The organism is Sphingomonas sp. (assembly GCF_031426035.1).
GTDB lineage: Bacteria > Pseudomonadota > Alphaproteobacteria > Sphingomonadales > Sphingomonadaceae > Sphingomicrobium.
In genome coordinates, this window is the sequence record NZ_JANPKO010000162.1 from 1 (window position 1) to 19,271 (window position 19,271).

The following is a 19,271-nucleotide window of genomic DNA, read 5'->3' on the forward strand; positions in this document are numbered from 1 at the left end:
CCGCCCGAGTGGAGCGTGGTCATGATCACTTCGAGCGCCGATTTGCCGGGATATTTGGGGTGCGGGTCGACCGGGATGCCGCGGCCGTTGTCGGTGACGGTCAGGCGCCCGGCGGTGCCGGGTTCGGGCTCGAGGGTGATCTCGATGCGGGAGGCGTGGCCGGCGACCGCTTCGTCCATGGCGTTGTCGATGACCTCGGCGGCGAGGTGGTGGAGGGCGCGGTCGTCGGTCCCGCCGATGTACATTCCGGGGCGGCGGCGGACCGGCTCGAGCCCCTCGAGCACCTCGATCGAGGAGGCGTCGTAGCTGTCGGGCGCGGAACTAGCGGCGGTGGAGAAGAGGTCGGCCATGTGCGGCCCGCTATAGGGCGCGGATTCAGGGCGTGCCAAGCGAGCGACGTTGCTTGTCCACAGCTTCTGTGTTATAACGCGTGTATGAACAAGCCTCTGAAACTCATCCCCATCGGCAATTCGACCGGAGCGATTTTCCCCAAGGAGATGCTGCAGGACCTTGGCGTCCAACAGGGTGATGCGTTGTTCCCGGTGCGGACTCCCAACGGAATTGAACTGCGGCGCGCCGACCCGGAATTCATTGAGGAAATGCGTCTCGCGAGGGAAATCATGCGCAAGGATCGGGCCATCCTGCGTGAACTTGCGAAGTGACGGAATGGCGGTGGCTGCGATCCGATTCGGCTGAGGCGATCCATCAGGAACAACTAGCCGAACACGGCGGTCCGGCTGGCGTTCGGGATGCCGGCGCATTGCTTTCGGCCCTGGCGCGGCCGGCGAATTTGGCGGCCTATGGTGATCCCGATGCGGCGGCGCTCGCCGCTGCATACGCTTTTGGAGTGGCCAGAAACCATCCGTTTGTCGATGGCAACAAGCGTACGGCTTGGGTCCTGGCGCGCCTTTTCCTAGAGAAGAACGGGCTGGCGTTGCATTTCGAACCGGCCGAAGCTGTTGTCACGATGCTCTCACTCGCCGCAGACGACCTCGCCGAAGACGAGCTGGCAGCTTGGTTTCGCGAGCGGATCAGCGGCGTTTAGCGCGGCCCTCGAGCAAGGCGTCGAGGCCGTAGCGGCCGCTGCCACGGAGGCCGAAGTAGAGGCCGAGGACGATCAGGATCGCGGCGGGCCAGATGCCTGGCACCGGGTCGGTCCAGTGCACCATCCACACCGCGACGACGAAGTTGAAGGCGGTGACCAGGCCGAACCAGCGGGTGAGGAGGCCGAGGACGAAGGCGATCCCGGCGGCGAACTGGGCGTAGACCGAGAGCGGGGCCATCAGTTCGGGGTAGACGAACTTGAAGTGGGTGAGGAATTTGACGAACTCGTCCATGCGCGCCGCGCTCAGCACGTTGTCGTGGCTCTGGTAGATCAGGAACGCGCCGGTCGCGAGGCGCAGCGCGAGCAGGCCGAGATCGGCATGGCGGGCGTTGCCGGGCAGCAGCAGCAACGTCTTTAGATCGGCCATGGCACGTTCCCCCTCCCTCCTTTGGTAATGCGCCGGCGCCGTGGGAGTCAGGCGCGTTCGACCAACGGCGGGGAATTATCGAGCAACGCTAGCGCGCGGCCATCACCGCCTCGATTTCGGCGACGGTGCGCGGGACGGCGCGGCTGAGCCGCTCGTTGTCGCTCGCGGTGACCAGATATTCGTCCTCGATGCGCACCCCGAACTCGCGCTGGGGGAGATAGATGCCGGGCTCGATGGTGAGCACTGCGCCGGCTGGCAGCGGCTGGGCGCGGTCGCCGACGTCGTGCACGTCGAGGCCGACGAAATGGCCGAGGCCGTGCCAGAAATCGTCGCGGTGGCCGGCCGCCTCGATGACGTCGGTCGCGGCGCGCTCGAGGTCCTCGTAGACCGCTCCGGCGCGAAGCCGGGCGGCGGCCGCGTCCTGCGCCGCGAGCACGGTGTCGTAAACCCGCCGCTGCTCGGGGGTGAAGCGGCCGTCGACGGGGAAGGTGCGGGTGATGTCGGCGGCGTAGGAATCGACCTCGGCGCCGATGTCGGCGAGGATCAAATCGCCGGCTCGGATCTCGGTGTCGCCGCCCATGTAGTGGAGCACCGCGCTGTTGCGCGCGACCCCGACGATCGACGGGAACGCCAGGCGGCGCGCGCCGGCGGCGCGGAACTCGGCCTCGATGATGTGCTTGAGCTCATACTCCTTCATGCCGGGGCGGGCGGCGCGCATCGCGGCGCGCATGCCGCGGTCGGTCGCCGCGATCGCGTTGCGCATCAGCTCGAGCTCGCGCGGCTCCTTGACCAGCCGCATGGCGTGGATCAGCCCGTGCTGGTTGACGATGCGGGTGCCGGGCACACGCGCGGCGACGCGGCCGTACAGCTCGAGCTCGCGCGGGAGCGCGGCGTCGGGGCTCGCGAGCGGGCCGATGTAGCGCATCTCGCCGGCGCGCGCGGCGGCCTGGGCGAGGGTCGGCCCGAGCGAGCCCATACGGGCGACCTTGTCGAACCCGGTGCGCCGCCGAAGCTCGCCGCCGAGCAGCAGCCGCGAGCCTTCCCAGCGGTCGTATTCGGGGTCGACCGCGGGGAGGAACAGAAATTCGCGAAAAGTGCGTTCGCCGGGCGCGAGGAGCAGCGCCGCGCCGGGTTCGTCGGCGAGCCCGGTGAGGTAGGAAAAATCGCTGCCCGGCCCGTCCATCGGCGCCGCGCCGGCGCCGCGGTCGACCGTCGCCGGGCCGTAGACCAGCGCAACCCCGGTCTTCATCCGCTCCATCAGCTTGCGGCGGCGCTCGCGGTAGACATCGGGGCCGAACGGGCGGGTGCCGGCGGGGTAGCCGAAGGTGCGGGGTGCCGCGTTCTGCGCCCAGCTTTGGGTTGACGCCAGGCCGGTAGCGGCGGTGGCGGCGATGAACGTCCGGCGGTTGAGCATCGCTTGGTTTCCCGAGGTTACAGCGAGCGCAGACTAGGGGCCGCATATCTGTGCGCAACCCTCTCAAAAAAGGTCTTGAAATTGCGCCGCCAAAACCCAGATTTTCGCTGCCGGGCGCCGCTTTTGGGCCCGGCGACGGGGCTCGCGGCCCTCTCGCGGCCACCGCCCCGCCAGTCGCTCAACCTTGGAGGACTTTTGACATGCGTAGCGCATTTGACTTCGCGCCCTATCGGCGTTCCACCGTCGGCTTCGACCGCCTGTTCGACATGCTCGAGAACAGCACCGCCGGCGGCAATGGCGAGAATTACCCGCCGTTCGACCTGATCAAGCTCGGCGATAACGAGTATCGCATCGAGCTCGCCGTCGCCGGCTTCAAGGCCGACGAGCTCGACATCACCGCGCAGCAGAACGTGCTGCTGGTGTCGGGTAAGAAGCAGGACGACGACAAGGCCGACTATATCCACCGCGGAATCGCCACCCGCTCGTTCGAACGGCGCTTCGCGCTGGCCGACCACATCCAGGTCAGCGGCGCCGACCTGAAGGACGGCCTGCTGGCGATCGAGCTCAAGCGCGAGATCCCCGAGGCGATGAAGCCGCGCAAGATCAATGTCGGGAGCGGCCAGCGCAGCGAGCGCTCGGCGATTGGCGGCGGCGACCAACCGGCGTCGCGGCAGACCGTCGAAGCCGAGGCCCAGGACGCTTAAGCGCTTCAGCCAAGACAAGAAAAAGACCCCGGGAGCTTGCGCTTCCGGGGCCCTTTTTTATTGGCGCGAGGCCGTCAGTGTCAGTGCTTAGCCGAACGTGCTCGAGCGGGTGCTGCGCTGAACTTCGGTCGACGACGCAACGCTGCTGATGTCATCGTTTTCGCCGGCGACGATGATCGTTTCCTGGCCGTCGGCGCCCTGCAAGCGCAGGATGCGGCGGTTCTGCACGCTGCGCCATCCGACCGCGACAATCACCGCGAACACCGCGAGACCGAACACGATCGCCATCAGGCTTGAAGCTGAATCCGTCATCCCAAATTACCCCTATGAAATGAGTGTAAGTTGGGTCCGTAACGAGCAGCCGCGACGGATGGGTGCCCGACGCAAATTCGCTTTCCCGCTTTGGGACGCCAATCGCCCCCTGTCGAAGCTCACCACAGGCGGTTTTCGGCGAACTCCATGCGGCCGGCGAGGAGGATCAGCGCGTCGGCGATTTGCTCCGCCGACTGGCCGGCGTGGAACGGGCTGGCGCTGCGCTGCTCGAGCGCACGGGCGCCGCGGGCGGGGTCGCCCATCACCCAGTCGCGCACCGTGCGCTCGATCAGTTCGTGCTTCATCGCTTGCTCCTTAGGTGCGGGTGACCGTGACCTTGAGGTAGGTCGCGGGGATTTCGGTGGCGGTCGGCCCGGCGCGGTTCTGGGCCTCGAACAATTCAGCCAGTTCGGCCTGCAATTGCTCGGCCTTGCCGTCGCGCTCGGCCGCCTCGAAGGCGTTCATCGTCGGCCCGTAGAAATTGCGGAACACGGCGAGGAACTCGGCCGGCGGGACGGGCGCACGGAAGGTGTAGGTGGCGCGCTCGCAAGCGATGTCGCCGTCCGCGATGCCGGCGGACTGGAAGCGCTCGCGGACCTGGGCTTCGTCGCCCCACGTCACCGGGCTGATGAACCCTTCGGGCGGCTTGGGCGCATAGGCCGCGCTGATCCGCAGCACCTGCGCCACCAGCGTCGGGTCGCCGGCGATCCAATTGCCCATCACGATGCGCCCGCCGGGACGGGTCACGCGCACCATCTCGCGCGCGACGTCGAACGGGCGCGGGGCGAACATCGCGCCGAAGATGCTGACCACGAGGTCGAAACTGGCGTCGGCGATGCCGGCGAGGTTGGACGCGTCGCCCTCCTCGAAGCGGAGGTTGGCGAGCCCTTCCTCGGATGCGCGCGCAGTGCCCGCGGCGACCAAATTGGCGGCGATGTCGACTCCGAGCACGTCGGCGCCGCGGCGCGCGGCGGGGAGCGCGGTGGTGCCGTCGCCGCAGCCGAGGTCGAGCACTTTCATGCCCGGGGTAATGCCGAGGGTTTCGACCAATTCGTCGCCGCTCTCGCGCATGGTTGCGGCGAGTCGGGTGAAGTCGCCTTTCTCCCACAGCGCCTTGTTGGGGTTGGTCGTCGGAGGTGCGATGGTGGCCACGATTTTTTTCTCCCAAGGTAAAGGCGGGGCCCGCGACGCCTGCCGCGGGCCCGGCCCATTGTTAGCTGATTTTGAGCGTCCCGTTCATTTTGATCGGGCGGCTCAGGTTGAAGTAGTTGGGCGAGGTCGCCATCACCGTGCGGTGGATGTCCTCGAAATCGGCGGCCGAGCCGTCGCCGGCGATGCGCACCTGATAATCGATCGATTCATAGCCCGGCGGGACGGCGTCGCTGAGGCCGAGGAAGCCGCGCAGGTCGAGCTGGCCGCGGGTCTCGATTTCGAGCGAGGTCAGGTTGATGCCCTTGAGCGAGGCGCCGGCAACGTAGCCGACGGTGATGCACGAGTTGAACGCCGCCATCAGCAGCTCCTGCGGATTGGGCGCGGTGTCGGCGCCGAGCAGTTCGCACGGCTCGTCGGCGACGATGGTGTGGCGGCGCGCGATGCGCTCGCCGGCCAGCGTGTAGCCGGCGACCGTGGTTTCGCTGCGGGTCTGGCCGGTCCAGCGGGTGGTCACGTCGAAGCCGACGAGGGCCAGGCTGGCATCCTTTTCGACCGCCTCGACGGTTTCGCCGAGCGCGGCGAGATCGAGGCCGTTGACGGGCGCATTCTTGACGGTGTCGAGCATGTTTCTTCCTTTTCCTGGATGGTGAAAATGGGCTCAGGCGAACAGCGGGGCGGCGTCGGCGATGCGCGCCGCGGCGGCCGGCGAAATGTTCGCCAGGGTCGCGGTGAAGCGCTCGTGGACCATGCCCGAGCCGAGGTAGGTCCAGCGCGCCGCCTGGTGCTGCTGGGCGATCAGCTCGGCGCGGTTGGGCAGAGTGCGGCCGATCGCTCGCTCGAGCGCGTCAATGTTGAATCCGGCCTGGGTTTCGAACCCGGCATCGAGGAACGTGCCGATCTCGAAGAATTCATCGATCGCGCTGTGGATTTTGGCCTCGCTGCGCCCTTCGGCGAGCGCGTCGACGATCAGCGTATCGAGCTTGGCGTGCTGCGCTTCCTCGATCCAGTGGTGCTTGAGCAGGCTCTTGAACAAGGGGTCGAGGTCGCCGTCGTCGCGGACCGAGCCGAGGTAATGGCCTTGCGTCATCCACTCGATCATCAGGATCACCAGGCCGACGGCGAGCGGGTCATGGCGCAGCACCTCGGCACCGATCGCGTCCGACGGGCCGATCATCGCGCACTCGACCGGGAAGCCGCGCACGAACGCGGCGTGGAAGCGCTTGAACAGATGGATGTGCTTGGCTTCCTCGGCGGCAAAGTTGAGCAAAGCGCGGACGCGCCAGTCATCGTCGCGCAGGGCGGGGCGCGCATGGTCGAGCAGGAACGGCAGGATGAACTCCTCGACCACGCCGAAAATGCACAGATACTGGTGCGCGCTGATGTGATTGAGCAGGCGCTGCTCGTCGGGCGACAGGCCGGTCAGCGCGGCGGTGCGCGCCAGGCTGTCGGGCAGGAAGCTGCGCGAGAAATCGAGCTCCTGGTCGGCGCGCAGCACCTCGTCGAGCTGCCACGCACCGCGCAGCGAGGAGGCGAGCGTCGCCTGATAATTGAAGTCGTGGTACATCGCGGGTCCCCTCAGGTTGGACGGTCAGGCGCCGATCACCGCCGGCAGCACCGCGGCGGACACCGCGGACGCGCCCGACAGCATGGCGAACAGCACGATCAGCGCGCGGCGGGCGCGGAGGTCGGTGGCGGAGTTGGTCATGGTTGTTCCCCTTGGCTTGGCAAAGACGCAGCCGCCCGCTCCCGGAAGCAGGCTACTCCCGGGCCGATTCGAAGGCGTCGTTGTTGATGGCGCCGATCTATTCGCGCCGGGCGGTTGCGAAAATGACCGGCTTGCCGGATAAATTGACCGAAACGCCGGAATCGCCTGCAATCGAGGGTCGGCCGTGGATGTTCTCGACGAAATCCTGAGCTCGCTGCGCCTCAACGGCGGGATCGTGTTCGACGCCGAGATGCACGGCGACTGGTGCACCGTGTCGCAGTTCAGCCCCGAGCATTGCGCGCCTTATTTCCCGGTGCCCGAGCAGATCATTTCCTATCATTATGTCCGCCGCGGCCGCATGCAGGTCGAGCTGCCGGGCGTTGCCCGCGGCGTGCTCGGCAAGGGGGCGATGGTGCTGTTCCCGCGCAACGACGTGCATCTGCTTTATTCGCGCGAGGGGCTCGAGCCGCAGGATCTCGCCGACGTCACGCAGCGCAGTACAAGTGGCGAGCCGAGCGTCATCCGCGACAACGGTGAGGGCGAGGAGACCGCGCTGTACTGCGGCTGGCTCGGGGTGATCTCGGGCCAGCACCCGTTGCTCGAGGCGCTGCCCGCGATGATGATCGTGGAGGCCGACAGCGAGCAGGCCGGCGACTTCCTCGCCAGCTCGCTCGGCTATGCCGCGGGCGAATTGCAGAACGACGCCGCGCTGGTCGCCAAATTGTCCGAGGTGATGTTCGCCAAAGCGGTGCGGCGCTATGTCGAGGCGCTCGGCCCGGGCGAGGGCGGGTGGCTCGCGGGCCTGCGCGATCCGGTTGTCGCGCGCGCGCTCGGGATCATCCATTCGCGCTTCGCCGACGATCTCACGATCGAGGCGCTGGCGAGCGAGGTGGGGGTGTCGCGGACCGTGCTCGGCGAGCGTTTCGCAGCGCTGCTCGGCGAGCCGCCGATGCGCTATTGCGCGCGGTGGCGGATGCGCACCGCGGCCAACATGCTGCGCGACGGCAAGCAGAACAGCGCCAATGTCGCTTATGCCGTCGGGTTCAATTCGGAGGCCGCGTTCAACCGCGCCTTCAAGCGCGAATATGGCGCGCCCCCGGCGGCGTGGCGGCGGCGCGAGGAGGCCAGCCGGCGCGCCGCAGCCGCGCTCGCCGCGGCGCCGCAGCTGCCGCCGCAGCAGGTGCGCTACGCTCACGCCGCCGACGGTACCCGGCTGGCCTGGTCGCAGGTCGGGGCGGGGCCGCCGCTGGTCAAGACCGCCAACTGGCTCAACCATCTCGAGTTCGACTTCGAGAGCCCGATCTGGCGCGGCTGGCTGCGCGCGCTGGCCGCCGATTTCACGCTGGTGCGCTACGACGAGCGCGGCAACGGGCTGAGCGACTGGGACACCCCCGAGCTAAGCATGGCGGCGTTCGTCGACGACCTCGCCTGCGTCGTCGAGGAGGCCGAGCTTGGCCAGTTCGACCTGCTCGGGATCAGCCAGGGCGCGTCGGTGGCGATCGCCTATGCCCTCCAGCATCCCGAGCGGGTGCGGCGGATCGTGCTGCTCGGCGGCTATGCCGCGGGGTGGCGGACGCGCGCCGACAATGAGGAGATCAGCCGGCGCGAGGCGATGTTGACACTGACCGAGCTGGGGTGGGGCCGCGACAATCCGGCCTACCGCCAATTGTTCACCAGTTTCTACGTGCCCGGGGCCGACGCCGAGCAGATGCGCTGGTTCAACCAGCTGCAGCAGAAAACCGCGTCGCCCGAGAATGCGGTGAGATTGATGCGCGAGATGGCGCGCATCGATGTCCGCGAATTATTGCCGCAGGTGAGGCATCCGACGCTGGTGCTGCACGCGCGCGGCGACCAGGCGGTGCCGTTTGGCGAAGGCGAGGCGATGGCGCGCGCGATCCCCGGGGCGCGCTTCGTCCCGCTCGACAGCGACAACCACATCCTGCTCGACCGCGAGCCGGCGTTCGCGCTGTTCCTCGACGAGCTGCGCGCGTTTCTGGGAACCGAGGCCACCGCGCGGGCGGCGTGAACCGCGCGCGCAGCTTAGCGGACGCGCGGGCCGCCGAACGGCAGCGGCGGCGGCGGGCGGCGGTCGCGGCGCGGCAATTGCGCCTGGTAGGCGACCCCGCAATGCTGGACGCAATAGGGAAAGCCGGGGTTGGCGGCCTGCCCGCAGAAATGAAAATCGGGCTCGCCGGGATGGCCCATCGGCCATTTGCAGATGCGGTCGTTGAGATCGAGCAGGCTGGTCTTGTCGGCAACCTCGGGGCTCGGCTTGGCCGGGACCAGCCGGCGTGGCGGGGCGGGCGGGATCGGCGCCTGGGTGTCGCCCGGTCCCTGGCGGATGAAGCCGCCGGGGCCGACCGAGCGGTACTGGAGGTCGCCCTGGGGACGTTGCGGGGTGCGCACCGGCGGCGGGGCGGGTTCGGCGGCGGGCTCGGGCTCCGGCTCGGGCGTGGCGCGCGGGGCGGGGGCTGCGGCGCGCGGGGCCGGCTTGGCGGGCGGCGACGCTGCAGCGGCCGCGGCGGGGGCGGCGGCCTTTTTCTCTTTCTCCTCGCCGGCCTTGACCGGGGACGGGCGCGCATCGAGGCCGAGCCGGTGCGCCTTGCCGATCACTGCGTTGCGGCTGACCCCGCCGAGCTCGTCGGCGATCTGGCTGGCGGTCGATCCCTCGGTCCACATCTTCTTCAGGCGATCGATCCGCCCGTCGGTCCACGACATATTATTTGCTCTCCGAATTTGGCCGGCCGCGCCCGCGCCAAGGTTGCGGGACGCGGCGCCAGCCGATAGGCGACTGAGGCGTGAACCGCCAGCCCATCAGCCGACGGCCCGTCAACGGCCCGCACCCCCAGTGGCTGCGCCACCAGCCCGGCGTGCCGGTGCTGAGCGGAGTCAATTGGGGCGGCCTCAAGACCCTCTATATCAAGGAGGTGCGGCGGTTCTTCAAGGTGCACATGCAGACGGTGTGGGCGCCGGCCATCACCACCTTGCTCTATCTGGTCATCTTCACCGTCGCTTTGGGCGGCGCCGGGCGCACCGTGATGGGGGTCCATTTCGCCGATTTCCTCGCCCCCGGGCTGATCGTCATGGCGATGATCCAGAACAGCTTCGCCAATGCCAGCTTCTCGCTGCTGGTCGGCAAGATCCAGGGCAACATCGTCGATTATCTGATGCCGCCGCTGTCGACCGGCGAGTTGATCGCCGGGCTGGTCGGTGCCGCGGTCACCCGGGCTTTCTTCGTCGGCGGCGCGGTGTGGCTGGCGATGCTGGCGTGGCCCGGCGTGTCGGTGGCCGTGGCGCACCCGTTGTGGGCGTTGTGGTTCGGGCTGATGGGATCGCTGATGCTTGCCTTCCTCGGCCTGCTGACCTCGATCTGGGCGGAAAAGTTCGACCATGCCGCGGCGGTCAGCAATTTCGTCGTGACCCCGCTGTCGCTGCTGTCGGGAACATTCTATTCGGTCGAGCAATTGTCGCCGTTGTTCCAGGCGGTCAGCCACGCCAACCCGTTCTTCTACGTGATTTCGGGCTTCCGCTATGGCTTCCTCGGCATCGCCGATTCGCCGATCCTGGTCGGCGCGGCCGTCCTCTTGCTGCTCAATGGCCTGCTGTGGGCCGGCTGTTTTGCGCTGCTCAAAAGCGGCTGGAAAATCAAGAGTTGAACGATTTCAACGCGATAGCGTCTTTACCTTGTTGAACCGGTGATAACAGGCGCGTTCAGCCTGACCTCACGCCCGAGCGGCCATAACGGCGCATCAATCGCTCCAAAGGAGAGCCACAATGCGTAAGTTCATTCTTTCTCTCGCCGTCGCCACGTCGGCTCTCGCCGTCTCCGCGCCGGCCGCTGCCCAGTGGGCGCCGCAGGGCAATGCCTATGGCTACAACCAGAATTACGGCCAGGTCCGTCGCTTGCAGGCGCAGATCGACCAGGTCCAGCACCGCATCGTCCAGCTCGACCGGCGCGATATCATCACCAACCGCGAGGCGCGCAGCCTGCGCTGGCAGTCGAGCCAGCTCGAGCGCCAGCTGCGTTATGCTGCTCGCAACGGCCTCAACCGCGCCGAGCGCAACGAGATCCAGCGCCGCATCGCCCAGCTCGAGTGGCGGGTCCGCGCCGAAGCGCGCGACGGCAACCGCTACGCCGGTGGCGACCGCCGCTGGGACAATGACCGCGACGGCCGCTGGGACGACCGCCGCGACCACCGCGACCGCGACGGCCGCTGGGACGAAGACCGCGATGGCCGCGACCGTGACGGTGACGGCCGCGACCGCGACGACTAAGCTTCAAAGCACGGTCAACAGGACAGGCGCTCCGGGGCATCCCCGGGGCGCCTTTTCCTTTTCGGCGGCGCTGGCTATAGGCTCGCCGCTGCGGCGGGGGCCGCGCCTGCAACCACCAGACCGAAGGACTTGCCACCGATGGCCATTACGCCGCTGATGCCCGTTTACCCCCGATCGCCGGTGCGGCCGGTGCGCGGCGAGGGCGCCTATCTGTTCGGCGAATCCGGCGAGAAATATCTCGATTTCGCCAGCGGCATCGCGGTCAATTTGCTCGGACACGGCCATCCCCATCTGACCAAGGCGATCCAGGACCAGGCGGCGACGCTGATCCACGTCTCCAACCTCTACGGCTCACCGCAAGGCGAGGCGCTCGCCCAGCGGCTGGTCGACCTGACCTTCGCCGACACCGTGTTCTTCACCAATTCCGGCGCCGAGGCGGTCGAGTGCGCGATCAAGACCGCGCGCCGCTATCACCACGCCAAGGGCAACGCCCACAAGCACGAGCTGATCACGTTCACCAACGCCTTCCACGGCCGCACCATGGCGACCATCAGCGCGACCAATCAGGAGAAGTTGCGCGACGGTTTCGCCCCGCTGCTGCCCGGCTTCGCGGTGGTCGAGTTCGACAATCTCGACGCGGCCAAGGCGGCGATGAACGAGCACACCGCGGGCTTCCTGGTCGAGCCGGTGCAGGGCGAGGGCGGGATCCGCCCGGCCAGCCCGGAATTCATGCGCGGGCTGCGCCAGTTGTGCGACGACAACGACCTCATGCTCGTGCTCGACGAAGTGCAGTGCGGCATGGCGCGCACCGGCACTTTGTTCGCCCACGAGCAATACGGCATCGTCCCCGACATTCTTGCTTCGGCCAAGGGGATCGGCGGCGGTTTTCCCCTGGGCGCCTGCCTCGCCACCGAGAAAGCGGCGTCGGGCATGGTGGTCGGCACCCACGGCTCGACCTATGGCGGCAACCCGCTGGCGATGGCTGCCGGCCAGGCAGTGCTCGACGTCGTCGCCAACGACGAATTCCTCGCCCAGGTGCGCACCACCGGCGAGCGGCTGCGCTCGGCGCTCGAGCAGATGATCCCCAACCACGACCATCTGTTCGAGGGCGTGCGCGGCATGGGGCTGATGCTCGGCGTCAAGATGAAGTCGGACAGCCGCGCGTTCGTCAATTATTTGCGCACCCGCGGGCTGCTCGCGGTCGCGGCGGGCGACAATGTCATGCGCGTGCTGCCCCCGCTCAACATCGAGGAAGCGCACATCCGCGAGTTCATCGAGCTGCTCTCGGCGGCGGCCGCGGAGTACGAGGTTCCGGCCGCGGCTGCGTGACCGCGCAAACTCCCGTTCGTTCTGAGCGGAGGGCGAAGCCCGCAGTCGAAGGGCGCTGCACCGACGCCTGCAACACGCCCTTCGACTTCGCTCAGGACGAACGGTCAAAAACAGCCCAGTTGAGCCGCGCCTCGGCTCTCCCTATCTAGCCGCGATGCAGGACATTGCGCTTTCGACCGACGCCGTGCTCGGCGTCGCCATTCCGGCGCGCCATGCCCGCGGCCGCGCCGCGCGGCTCGGCCCGGTGCTCGACGACATCCTCGCCAACCACGGCTACCCGCCGGCGATCGAGCAATTGCTCGCCGAGGCGCTGGTGCTGACCGCTTTGCTCGGCTCGTTGCTCAAGGATCCCGGCGGGCAGATGACGCTCCAGGCGCAGACCGACAGCGGGATCGTCAGCCTGCTGGTGTGCGATTATCTCGGCGGCGAGCTGCGCGGCTATGTCCGCCACGATCCCGTTCGGCTGGCCGAGGCCGGGCCCGACCCGTCGCTGACCGATTTGTTCGGCAAGGCCTATCTCGCGATCACCTTCGACCAGCCCGAGGGCGACCAGCGCTACCAGGGGATCGTGCCATTGGACGGCGACACGCTGGCCGAGGCCGCGCAATCCTATTTCTCGCAGTCCGAGCAGATCCCCAGCCTGGTCCGCCTCGCCGCCCGACGCAGCGGCAGCGGGTGGGTCGCCGGCGGCCTGCTGTTCCAGCACCTGCCCGAGGGCGAGGAGGGCCGCGACCGGCTCCACACAAGGCTCGACCACCCCGACTGGCCGCATGTCGCGGTGCTCGCCGGGTCGATCCGCGCGGAGGAACTGGCCGACCCCGCGCTTCCGCTCGACGAATTGATCTGGCGGCTGTTCCACGACGAGGCCGAAGTGCGCGTGCTCGACGCCATCCGGTTGCGCCGCGGCTGCCGCTGCGACCCCGATTACGTGCGCTCGGTGATCGCCCGCTTCCCGCCCGAGGAGCGCGCCGAGATGGTCGGCGACGACGGATTGATCCGGGTCGACTGCGCGTTCTGCTCGACCAGTTTCCCGATCCCGCTCGGAGACATTGGCTAAAACTTTTTGTATTCCGCGTTTTAATTGTTTCATGTTAACTTCCCGCGGACGATGACTCGGGCTCGGAAACTGGCTGCCGCGGGCGGCGGGTGTGTGGCGTTGTTGCTTGCTTTGACGGCGGCGCAGCGGCCGGCAGCGCTGACCAAGACCGCCGGCGGGGAATGGGAAATCGTCGGCCAGCCCGGCCGCGGCGCGCAGAAACTGTGCCTTGCCGACCTCGCCGTGCTGGCGCAGCACGAGCATCGCGGGACGAGCTGCACGCGCGTCGTGATCCGTGACCTGCCGTCGGTCACCGAGATCCATTACACCTGCGCCGGGGGCGGCTTCGGGCGGACCAAGATGACCGTCATCACCCCGCGCTCGCTGCGCGTCGAGACGCAGGGCATCTCCAACAATTTCCCGTTCAATTACACGCTTCAGGTGCGGCGCCTGGGCGACTGCCCGGCCACCCCGGGCAAGTGATCTCCGGCCCATTAAGCGCAGGTTTAACCATTCGCCGCTAAACCCTGAGTCGTGCCGGATGTGGCACGCTTTCCTCCCAAGCGGGCGCGAGCCCGGTACCTGGGCCGCCCCTCGCAAGACGGGCGGCCTTCTTTTGGCGCCCGCCCCTCGCAAGACGGGCGGCCTTCTTTTGGCGATAGGACGGGGTTAGAGGGCGCCCATGTTCTATCTGATCGTCAAGGCCGCGGTGTCGGGCGTGCTGATCGCGCTGATCTCGGAGATCGCGCGGCGCAGCCCGGGGTGGGGCGGGCTGCTCGCCTCGCTGCCGCTGACTTCGCTGCTGGCGATGATCTGGCTGTGGCGCGACACGAGCGACCCGCTCAAGGTCGCCGACCTCGCTGCGAGCACCATCTGGTTCTTCCTGCCCTCGCTGCCATTGTTCGTGGTGGTGCCGTGGCTGCTGCGCGCCGGCTGGGGGTTCTGGCCGACCATGCTGGTCGCCTGCGCGCTGACCATCGCGCTCTATGCGGGAATGGTCGCGCTGGCGCCGCGGCTGGGTATCCGGCTGTGACCAAGCAGGCGGTGGTATTGCTGTCGGGCGGGCTCGACTCGATGGTGTGCGCCGCGCTGGCGCGGGAGGCGGGGTTCGCATTGCTCGCGCTGACCGTCGACTACAACCAGCGCCACCGCGTCGAGATCGCCGCCGCCGAGCGCATCGCGGCGCAATTCGGCGCGCGCCACATCGTGCTCCCGCTCGACCTTACTCGCTTCGGCGGCTCGGCGCTGACTGGCGAGCAGGCGGTGCCCAAAAGCGGCGTCGCGCCGGGCATCCCGGTGACTTACGTCCCGGCGCGCAACACCATTTTTCTCAGCCTCGCCTTGGCGTGGGCCGAGGCGGCCGGGGCGCGCGACCTGTTCATCGGGGTCAACGCGCTCGATTATTCGGGCTATCCCGACTGCCGCCCCGAATTCATCGCCGCCTTCGAGGCGCTGGCGCGGCTGGCGACCAAGGCCGGCGACGAAGGCGACGCGTTCACCGTCCACGCCCCGCTCCAGCACATGACCAAGGCCGATATCGCGCGCGAGGCGGCGCGGCTCGGGCTCGACGCCGGGCTCAGCCACAGCTGCTACGACCCCGCGCCCGACGGTCGCCACTGCGGCCTGTGCGACGCCTGCCGCCTGCGGGCGAAGGGCTTCGCCGAGGCGGGACTCGCCGACCCGACCGTCTACGCATGACCTACGCGGTCAAGGAGGCCTTTCTCACGCTGCAGGGGGAGGGCGCGCAGGCCGGCAGCCGCGCGGTGTTTTTGCGGTTTGCCGGGTGCAATTTGTGGTCGGGCAGGGAAGAGGACCGGCGCGCTGCGGTGTGCAAGTTCTGCGACACCGATTTCGTTGGCACCGATGGCGCTGGTGGGGGCAAATTCGCCGACGCCGAAGCGCTGGCGGTGCATGTCGCGGCGCTGTGGGGGCCGGGGCCGGACGACCGCCTGGTGGTGGTCACCGGGGGCGAGCCGATGCTCCAGCTCGATGCCGCGCTGGTCGATGCGCTGCACGATCACGGTTTTCGCATCGCGGCGGAGAGCAACGGCACGCTGGCGGCGACGCCGGGCGTCGACTGGCTGTGCATCAGCCCCAAGGCGGGCAGCGCGGTGGTCCAGCGCAGCGGCGACGAGCTGAAGCTGGTGTGGCCGCAGGACGGCATCGACCCCGCCCAACTCGAAAGCTGGGATTTCCGCCACTTCCTGATCCAGCCGATGGATTGTGCGACACGCGAGGCGGCGCTGGACGCGGCGATCGCCCTGGTGATGGAGCGGCCGCGTTGGCGCCTGACGCTGCAGACCCACAAACTGCTCGGCTTGCCCTAGCGATACAAGTGACGGCTGTTTAGAATGCGCAACCCAAAAGGGGGTTTCCATGACCGCCGAACTGGCCGCCGCCAATGTCAATCGGGCCTATCAGCTGGCGGCGTCGAGCATCGCCATCTTCACCTTCCTTTTGTTCTTCCTCTATCCGAGGTTCGCCAGTGGCGAGGTCGACGCGGTGCCGTTCCAGGCGACGCTGATCGTCATGGGGGTGGTCACCTTCTCCTTCGCGTTCGCCTCCTTTTATTATTACGGCGCCTCGCTCGGCGGCCAGTTCGACGACGCCGCGCGCGATCGGTACGGCCGCAGCGGCGATCGCTTCTGGTTGCTCGGGTGCGTGCTGTTGTTCCTCGCGCCGAGCATGATCCCGTTCACCGTCGGGCTGCTCGCCGTCGCGGGCGTGTGGTTCGCGCTGTGGCTGGTGTATCTACTGTTCGTGATCCGCAACTTCCCCCGTGTCCGGACCGAGGGGAAGAGCTGACGACCCGGAAGGCGGTGCGCGATGAAGCCCGATCGACTCAATGCGTTCACCGACGGGGTGATCGCGATCATCATCACCATCATGGTGCTCGAGCTTCGCCTGCCCGAGGAAGCCAGCTGGCACGGTTTTCTGACCATCGCCCCGTTTCTCGGCGTCTATGCCCTGTCGTTCGTCAACATCGGCATCTTCTGGAACAACCACCATCACATGCTCCAGGCGGCGCGGGTGATCGACGGCCGCGTGCTGTGGGCGAACCTCGCGCTGCTGTTCTGGCTGAGCCTGGTCCCGTATGAAATCCGCTGGATGGGGGAGGCCGGGATCGTCGCCTGGCCGGTCGCCACTTACGGCGGCGTGCTGCTGATGGCGGCGGTCTCCTATCTGCTCCTCGAACGCGCCGTGGTCGCGGCGGAGGGCGAGCAATCGACAGTCAAGGCCGCAACCGGATCGCGCTGGAAGGAATGGCTGAGCATCGCCGGATTTGCGACCGGTTGCGCGGCGGCGTTCGTGTCGCCTGCTGTCTCCGTCGCGATCTACGTCGTGATTGCGCTGCTGTGGTTCACGCCGGACCGCCGCTTCGAACGCAGCATTTCGGCGTGAGGCTGCAACGGGTCACGCCAGGTATCGCTGGAGGAACTCGCTGGTGCGGCGGTTGGCCAGCGCGGCCGCCGCGGCATCGTAATGCGCTCCGCCGTTCCGGGAAAAGGCATGCGCCTGCCCCGGGTAGCTATAGACCGTGACATTGGGCCGGTCGGCCAGCGCGGCCGTGATCTCGGCCTGCACGGGCTTCGGCATGAACTCGTCCTCCTCGGCGAGGTGCATCAGCAGCGGCGCCTTGAGGGCGTCGGCGCCGTCGAGATATTTTTCGGTTTCGGCGCCATGGAAGGCGACCGCGGCGTCGATGCGGCAGCGCTGCGCGGCGATGAACGTCATCAATCCGCCCAGGCAGTAGCCGAGCAAGGCGAGCTTGCCGCTGCACTCGGCAAGTCCGGCGACGGCCATCAGGGTGTCCGCGACGTCGCGGGCACCGGCGTCGCGGTCGAACGCCTGGTAGAGGCGCATGGCGTGGTCCCAGTCCGGCTTGGAGGTGACGCTCAAATCGACCCCCGGCTCGAGGCGCCAGAACAGGTCCGAGGCGACGGCGAGATAGCCTTGTCCGGCCAGCTCGTCGCAATGCTGGCGGATATCGGCGTTGACTCCGAACACCTCGTGCAACACCACCACCGCCGGCGCGGGCAACGCCTCCGGCCGTGCGATGTAAGCGGCGAATGCGCCGTCGCGGCCGGCGATCTCGATGCGGTCGCCCAACGTCACCTGATCGTCCATTGCAATCCCTCCGCATTGGTCCGCTGTGCCGCCGCGGACATGTGATCTTGATCGTTAGCACGCCGGTATGTGCCGTGGTTCGGCGTCACCCGCCCTCGTTGATATATTCGTAGAGCCGGAAGTGCTCGTAGAGCCCGGCCTGGAGGAACGGGCTTTCCGCGACAAAACTGTGGGCGGCGGCGTAGCTGTCGTGCTCGAAGATCATCAGCATCCCCGCGCGAGTGCCGGACTCGTCGCACAGCGGCCCGAACGAGTGGATATTGATCAATGGCTGGCTGAGGAACACGGTGGCGAGCTGCTGCAGCTCCGGCGTTATCGGGCCGGCGTCGGATTTCAAGAACCCCATCCACGCATAAAGCATCGCAAGTCCCCCTGCGGCGACGCGTTTGCCACCTCCTGCAGCGCCGGTGGCCGACCGCGAACGCGCGTCCGTCGAGCCCCGGCGACTCGCGGGAAATGGGCGTCCTGCGTACCAGAACCGGCCGCCGGCGGCGAGCGTGGGGGAGGTCCGCTTGCACCCCGGCTCGCGCCTTCTCCAGCGCTGGAGGCGACGGCGAAAAGTTGCTGCGGCAAAGCGCGATCTGGCGTAAGGCGCTTGCCGGCGGAGCCCGCCGTTTGCGCGCCGCCCCAAGTCCTTTCACCTGCATTGGGGAGGATGCCGCAATGTCCAACACCGTCGTGCTGATCCATGGCGCCTGGCTCAACTCGCGCAGCTGGGATGCCGTCAAGGAACGCTACGAGGCGCGCGGCCTGACCGTCGTCGCGCCGGACTGGCCGTATGACGACCGCTCGCCCGAAGAGCTGCGGGCGATGCCCGACGAAGAGCTCGCCACCCTCGGCCAGCGCGAGGTCCTCGACCATTATCAACGGATCATCGGCGAGTGCCCGGAGGAACCGATCCTGATCGGCCATTCGGCCGGCGGCACCTTCGTCCAGCATTTGCTCGACCGCGGGCTCGGCGTCGCCGGGGTGGCGATCGATCCGGCGCCGACGCCGGGGGTCGGGCTCGGGCCGCACGCGATCGTCTCGACCCTGCCGATCTTCTTCGATTTCGGCAGCTGGAAAAAGGCCGAGACGATGTCGCGCAAATATTTCCGCACCCGCTTCGCCCAGCTCGTGCCCGAGGACCAGGCCGACGCGCTGTACGACAAATATATCGTGCCCACGCCGGGCAAGATCTATTGGGACGGGATCATCAACAAGATTCCGATCCGCTGGGACAATCCGGACCGCGCGCCGCTGCTGCTGATCGGCGGCGAGCTCGACCTCATCGCCGATGCCAGCATGACCCAGGCGATTTACGACAAGCAGAAGCAGGCGCCGTCGCCGACCGAGATCAAGATCTTCCCCGGCCGCTCGCACTGGACCCTGCTCGATCCGGGCTGGGAGGAGGTCGCCGATTTCGCGCTCGACTGGGCGCTTCAGAATGCGCGCCCGGCCAAGGTCAGGGAGGACGCCTCGGCGGAGAGTTAGCAGCGCAACGGCGCGCGCCGCCGCCTACGGCACCAGCAGGAAGTCGCCGTTGGTCAGCGCGGTTCCGGCGGCGACGGTGGCGAACAGGATTTGCGCCCCCGCGCCGTTGCCATCGGCGTCGTAGAATATCCGCCCGGTCGCGCTGTCGTAGACGATGCGGTGGTCGGCGTCGGCCGCCGCGGTGCCGGCGTGGAACGCCGCGGCGCTGAGCGTGCCGCTCGCGGGCAGCGCCGCAAACACCGACTGGTCGAGCGCGATGCTGTCGTCGACC

27 protein-coding genes and 1 pseudogene are annotated in these 19,271 nt (G+C 67.9%); 16 read left to right on the top strand and 12 right to left on the bottom strand.

Features of this window, described 5'->3' with window-relative positions:
- Window positions 1–350, bottom strand: a 350-nt coding sequence (locus RMP08_RS12080; protein WP_310469250.1) for an ATP-binding protein, incomplete at its 3' end; no start/stop codon positions are given.
- An 84-nt stretch (window positions 351–434) separates the two neighbouring features.
- Between RMP08_RS12080 and RMP08_RS12085 the strand changes: the two genes are divergently transcribed.
- Together RMP08_RS12085 and RMP08_RS12090 are read left to right on the top strand one after the other, a co-directional pair.
- On the top strand, window positions 435–662 hold the full coding sequence (locus RMP08_RS12085; RefSeq protein WP_310469251.1) for an AbrB/MazE/SpoVT family DNA-binding domain-containing protein: 228 nt from the start codon (window positions 435–437) through the stop codon (window positions 660–662).
- On the top strand, window positions 659–1,045 hold the full coding sequence (locus RMP08_RS12090; protein WP_310469252.1) for a type II toxin-antitoxin system death-on-curing family toxin: 387 nt from the start codon (window positions 659–661) through the stop codon (window positions 1,043–1,045). The genes RMP08_RS12085 and RMP08_RS12090 overlap by 4 nt, the downstream gene beginning before the upstream one ends.
- Here RMP08_RS12090 and RMP08_RS12095 read toward each other — a convergent pair.
- Both RMP08_RS12095 and RMP08_RS12100 read right to left on the bottom strand, forming a co-directional pair.
- Window positions 1,032–1,472, bottom strand: a complete 441-nt coding sequence (locus RMP08_RS12095; protein ID WP_310469253.1) for a DoxX family protein — start codon at window positions 1,470–1,472, stop codon at window positions 1,032–1,034. The genes RMP08_RS12090 and RMP08_RS12095 overlap by 14 nt on opposite strands.
- A gap of 88 nt (window positions 1,473–1,560) precedes the next feature.
- Window positions 1,561–2,886, bottom strand: a complete 1,326-nt coding sequence (locus tag RMP08_RS12100; RefSeq protein WP_310469254.1) for a Xaa-Pro peptidase family protein — start codon at window positions 2,884–2,886, stop codon at window positions 1,561–1,563.
- A 200-nt stretch (window positions 2,887–3,086) separates the two neighbouring features.
- Between RMP08_RS12100 and RMP08_RS12105 the strand changes: the two genes are divergently transcribed.
- Window positions 3,087–3,590 carry an Hsp20 family protein gene (locus RMP08_RS12105; protein ID WP_310469255.1) on the top strand — a complete coding sequence of 168 codons (504 nt, stop codon included), beginning with the start codon at window positions 3,087–3,089 and terminating at the stop codon, window positions 3,588–3,590.
- Between the two features lie 87 nt (window positions 3,591–3,677).
- Here RMP08_RS12105 and RMP08_RS12110 read toward each other — a convergent pair whose 3' ends face one another.
- The 5 genes from RMP08_RS12110 to RMP08_RS12130 all read right to left on the bottom strand — a co-directional run bounded on the left by RMP08_RS12110 (window position 3,678) and on the right by RMP08_RS12130 (window position 6,618).
- On the bottom strand, window positions 3,678–3,902 hold the full coding sequence (locus RMP08_RS12110) for a hypothetical protein (protein WP_310469256.1): 225 nt from the start codon (window positions 3,900–3,902) through the stop codon (window positions 3,678–3,680).
- A 119-nt stretch (window positions 3,903–4,021) separates the two neighbouring features.
- Window positions 4,022–4,207, bottom strand: a complete 186-nt coding sequence (locus RMP08_RS12115) for a hypothetical protein (protein ID WP_310469257.1) — start codon at window positions 4,205–4,207, stop codon at window positions 4,022–4,024.
- Between the two features lie 10 nt (window positions 4,208–4,217).
- Window positions 4,218–5,054 carry a class I SAM-dependent methyltransferase gene (locus tag RMP08_RS12120; protein ID WP_310469258.1) on the bottom strand — a complete coding sequence of 279 codons (837 nt, stop codon included), beginning with the start codon at window positions 5,052–5,054 and terminating at the stop codon, window positions 4,218–4,220.
- Window positions 5,055–5,115: 61 nt separating this feature from the next.
- On the bottom strand, window positions 5,116–5,679 hold the full coding sequence (locus RMP08_RS12125; protein ID WP_310469259.1) for an OsmC family protein: 564 nt from the start codon (window positions 5,677–5,679) through the stop codon (window positions 5,116–5,118).
- Between the two features lie 33 nt (window positions 5,680–5,712).
- Window positions 5,713–6,618, bottom strand: coding sequence for a diiron oxygenase (locus RMP08_RS12130; protein ID WP_310469260.1), 906 nt, complete (start codon window positions 6,616–6,618; stop codon window positions 5,713–5,715).
- A 227-nt stretch (window positions 6,619–6,845) separates the two neighbouring features.
- On the opposite strand from RMP08_RS12130, the gene RMP08_RS12135 reads away from it, so the two are divergent.
- Together RMP08_RS12135 and RMP08_RS12140 are read left to right on the top strand one after the other, a co-directional pair.
- On the top strand, window positions 6,846–6,968 hold the full coding sequence (locus RMP08_RS12135; RefSeq protein ID WP_310469261.1) for a hypothetical protein: 123 nt from the start codon (window positions 6,846–6,848) through the stop codon (window positions 6,966–6,968).
- On the top strand, window positions 6,944–8,785 hold the full coding sequence (locus RMP08_RS12140) for an alpha/beta fold hydrolase (RefSeq protein ID WP_310469262.1): 1,842 nt from the start codon (window positions 6,944–6,946) through the stop codon (window positions 8,783–8,785). Before RMP08_RS12135 ends, RMP08_RS12140 begins: the two co-directional genes overlap by 25 nt.
- 14 nt (window positions 8,786–8,799) lie before the next feature.
- On the opposite strand, the gene RMP08_RS12145 is transcribed toward RMP08_RS12140, so the two are convergent.
- The gene (locus tag RMP08_RS12145) at window positions 8,800–9,477 is read right to left on the bottom strand and encodes a GcrA family cell cycle regulator (protein WP_310469263.1); all 678 of its coding nucleotides are present in this window, start codon (window positions 9,475–9,477) and stop codon (window positions 8,800–8,802) included.
- Window positions 9,478–9,557: 80 nt separating this feature from the next.
- On the opposite strand from RMP08_RS12145, the gene RMP08_RS12150 reads away from it, so the two are divergent.
- The 10 genes from RMP08_RS12150 to RMP08_RS12195 all read left to right on the top strand — a co-directional run bounded on the left by RMP08_RS12150 (window position 9,558) and on the right by RMP08_RS12195 (window position 16,801).
- Window positions 9,558–10,415, top strand: coding sequence for an ABC transporter permease (locus tag RMP08_RS12150; protein ID WP_409049798.1), 858 nt, complete (start codon window positions 9,558–9,560; stop codon window positions 10,413–10,415).
- Window positions 10,416–10,533: 118 nt separating this feature from the next.
- Complete coding sequence (locus RMP08_RS12155; RefSeq protein ID WP_310469264.1) at window positions 10,534–11,034, top strand: hypothetical protein; 501 nt, start codon at window positions 10,534–10,536, stop codon at window positions 11,032–11,034.
- 138 nt (window positions 11,035–11,172) lie between these two features.
- Entirely contained in the window at window positions 11,173–12,363 is a 1,191-nt protein-coding gene (locus RMP08_RS12160) for an aspartate aminotransferase family protein (protein WP_310469265.1), read from the top strand.
- A gap of 154 nt (window positions 12,364–12,517) precedes the next feature.
- A complete protein-coding gene (locus RMP08_RS12165; RefSeq protein ID WP_310469266.1) occupies window positions 12,518–13,420 on the top strand; it encodes an Hsp33 family molecular chaperone HslO in 903 nt (300 codons plus the stop codon).
- A 102-nt stretch (window positions 13,421–13,522) separates the two neighbouring features.
- Window positions 13,523–13,882 carry a hypothetical protein gene (locus RMP08_RS12170; RefSeq protein ID WP_310469267.1) on the top strand — a complete coding sequence of 120 codons (360 nt, stop codon included), beginning with the start codon at window positions 13,523–13,525 and terminating at the stop codon, window positions 13,880–13,882.
- Window positions 13,883–14,081: 199 nt separating this feature from the next.
- Window positions 14,082–14,432: a DUF3147 family protein gene (locus RMP08_RS12175; RefSeq protein WP_310469268.1), complete on the top strand. Its 351-nt coding sequence runs from the start codon at window positions 14,082–14,084 to the stop codon at window positions 14,430–14,432.
- Window positions 14,429–15,097, top strand: a complete 669-nt coding sequence (gene queC, locus RMP08_RS12180; RefSeq protein ID WP_310469269.1) for a 7-cyano-7-deazaguanine synthase QueC — start codon at window positions 14,429–14,431, stop codon at window positions 15,095–15,097. The genes RMP08_RS12175 and queC overlap by 4 nt, the downstream gene beginning before the upstream one ends.
- Window positions 15,094–15,726, top strand: coding sequence for a 7-carboxy-7-deazaguanine synthase (gene queE, locus RMP08_RS12185; RefSeq protein ID WP_310469270.1), 633 nt, complete (start codon window positions 15,094–15,096; stop codon window positions 15,724–15,726). The genes queC and queE overlap by 4 nt, the downstream gene beginning before the upstream one ends.
- 49 nt (window positions 15,727–15,775) lie before the next feature.
- Entirely contained in the window at window positions 15,776–16,204 is a 429-nt protein-coding gene (locus RMP08_RS12190; RefSeq protein ID WP_310469271.1) for a hypothetical protein, read from the top strand.
- Between the two features lie 21 nt (window positions 16,205–16,225).
- Window positions 16,226–16,801: a TMEM175 family protein gene (locus RMP08_RS12195; protein ID WP_310469272.1), complete on the top strand. Its 576-nt coding sequence runs from the start codon at window positions 16,226–16,228 to the stop codon at window positions 16,799–16,801.
- Window positions 16,802–16,813: 12 nt separating this feature from the next.
- Here RMP08_RS12195 and RMP08_RS12200 read toward each other — a convergent pair whose 3' ends face one another.
- Both RMP08_RS12200 and RMP08_RS12205 read right to left on the bottom strand, forming a co-directional pair.
- Window positions 16,814–17,527, bottom strand: a complete 714-nt coding sequence (locus tag RMP08_RS12200; RefSeq protein ID WP_310469273.1) for a dienelactone hydrolase family protein — start codon at window positions 17,525–17,527, stop codon at window positions 16,814–16,816.
- Between the two features lie 85 nt (window positions 17,528–17,612).
- Entirely contained in the window at window positions 17,613–17,888 is a 276-nt protein-coding gene (locus RMP08_RS12205; protein WP_310469274.1) for a YciI family protein, read from the bottom strand.
- A gap of 302 nt (window positions 17,889–18,190) precedes the next feature.
- Between RMP08_RS12205 and RMP08_RS12210 the strand changes: the two genes are divergently transcribed.
- Entirely contained in the window at window positions 18,191–19,000 is an 810-nt protein-coding gene (locus tag RMP08_RS12210; protein ID WP_310469275.1) for an alpha/beta hydrolase, read from the top strand.
- A gap of 24 nt (window positions 19,001–19,024) precedes the next feature.
- Here RMP08_RS12210 and RMP08_RS12215 read toward each other — a convergent pair.
- Window positions 19,025–19,271 (bottom strand): annotated as a pseudogene (locus RMP08_RS12215) (hypothetical protein); the annotation flags it as partial.

Excerpts from the sequence above, each read along its gene's own strand:
- RMP08_RS12200 (WP_310469273.1), bottom strand. The coding sequence starts at position 17,527 with ATGGACGATCAGGTGACGTTGGGCGACCGCATCGAGATCGCCGGCCGC.
- RMP08_RS12145 (WP_310469263.1), bottom strand. The coding sequence starts at position 9,477 with ATGTCGTGGACCGACGGGCGGATCGATCGCCTGAAGAAGATGTGGACC.
- RMP08_RS12125 (WP_310469259.1), bottom strand. The coding sequence starts at position 5,679 with ATGCTCGACACCGTCAAGAATGCGCCCGTCAACGGCCTCGATCTCGCC.
- RMP08_RS12205 (WP_310469274.1), bottom strand. The coding sequence starts at position 17,888 with ATGCTTTATGCGTGGATGGGGTTCTTGAAATCCGACGCCGGCCCGATA.
- RMP08_RS12190 (WP_310469271.1), top strand. The coding sequence starts at position 15,776 with ATGACCGCCGAACTGGCCGCCGCCAATGTCAATCGGGCCTATCAGCTG.
- RMP08_RS12155 (WP_310469264.1), top strand. The coding sequence starts at position 10,534 with ATGCGTAAGTTCATTCTTTCTCTCGCCGTCGCCACGTCGGCTCTCGCC.
- RMP08_RS12115 (WP_310469257.1), bottom strand. The coding sequence starts at position 4,207 with ATGAAGCACGAACTGATCGAGCGCACGGTGCGCGACTGGGTGATGGGC.
- RMP08_RS12130 (WP_310469260.1), bottom strand. The coding sequence starts at position 6,618 with ATGTACCACGACTTCAATTATCAGGCGACGCTCGCCTCCTCGCTGCGC.
- queE (WP_310469270.1), top strand. The coding sequence starts at position 15,094 with ATGACCTACGCGGTCAAGGAGGCCTTTCTCACGCTGCAGGGGGAGGGC.
- RMP08_RS12095 (WP_310469253.1), bottom strand. The coding sequence starts at position 1,472 with ATGGCCGATCTAAAGACGTTGCTGCTGCTGCCCGGCAACGCCCGCCAT.
- RMP08_RS12160 (WP_310469265.1), top strand. The coding sequence starts at position 11,173 with ATGGCCATTACGCCGCTGATGCCCGTTTACCCCCGATCGCCGGTGCGG.
- RMP08_RS12085 (WP_310469251.1), top strand. The coding sequence starts at position 435 with ATGAACAAGCCTCTGAAACTCATCCCCATCGGCAATTCGACCGGAGCG.
- RMP08_RS12135 (WP_310469261.1), top strand. The coding sequence starts at position 6,846 with ATGGCGCCGATCTATTCGCGCCGGGCGGTTGCGAAAATGACCGGCTTG.
- RMP08_RS12105 (WP_310469255.1), top strand. The coding sequence starts at position 3,087 with ATGCGTAGCGCATTTGACTTCGCGCCCTATCGGCGTTCCACCGTCGGC.
- RMP08_RS12165 (WP_310469266.1), top strand. The coding sequence starts at position 12,518 with ATGCAGGACATTGCGCTTTCGACCGACGCCGTGCTCGGCGTCGCCATT.
- RMP08_RS12210 (WP_310469275.1), top strand. The coding sequence starts at position 18,191 with ATGTCCAACACCGTCGTGCTGATCCATGGCGCCTGGCTCAACTCGCGC.
- RMP08_RS12175 (WP_310469268.1), top strand. The coding sequence starts at position 14,082 with ATGTTCTATCTGATCGTCAAGGCCGCGGTGTCGGGCGTGCTGATCGCG.
- RMP08_RS12100 (WP_310469254.1), bottom strand. The coding sequence starts at position 2,886 with ATGCTCAACCGCCGGACGTTCATCGCCGCCACCGCCGCTACCGGCCTG.
- RMP08_RS12195 (WP_310469272.1), top strand. The coding sequence starts at position 16,226 with ATGAAGCCCGATCGACTCAATGCGTTCACCGACGGGGTGATCGCGATC.
- RMP08_RS12110 (WP_310469256.1), bottom strand. The coding sequence starts at position 3,902 with ATGACGGATTCAGCTTCAAGCCTGATGGCGATCGTGTTCGGTCTCGCG.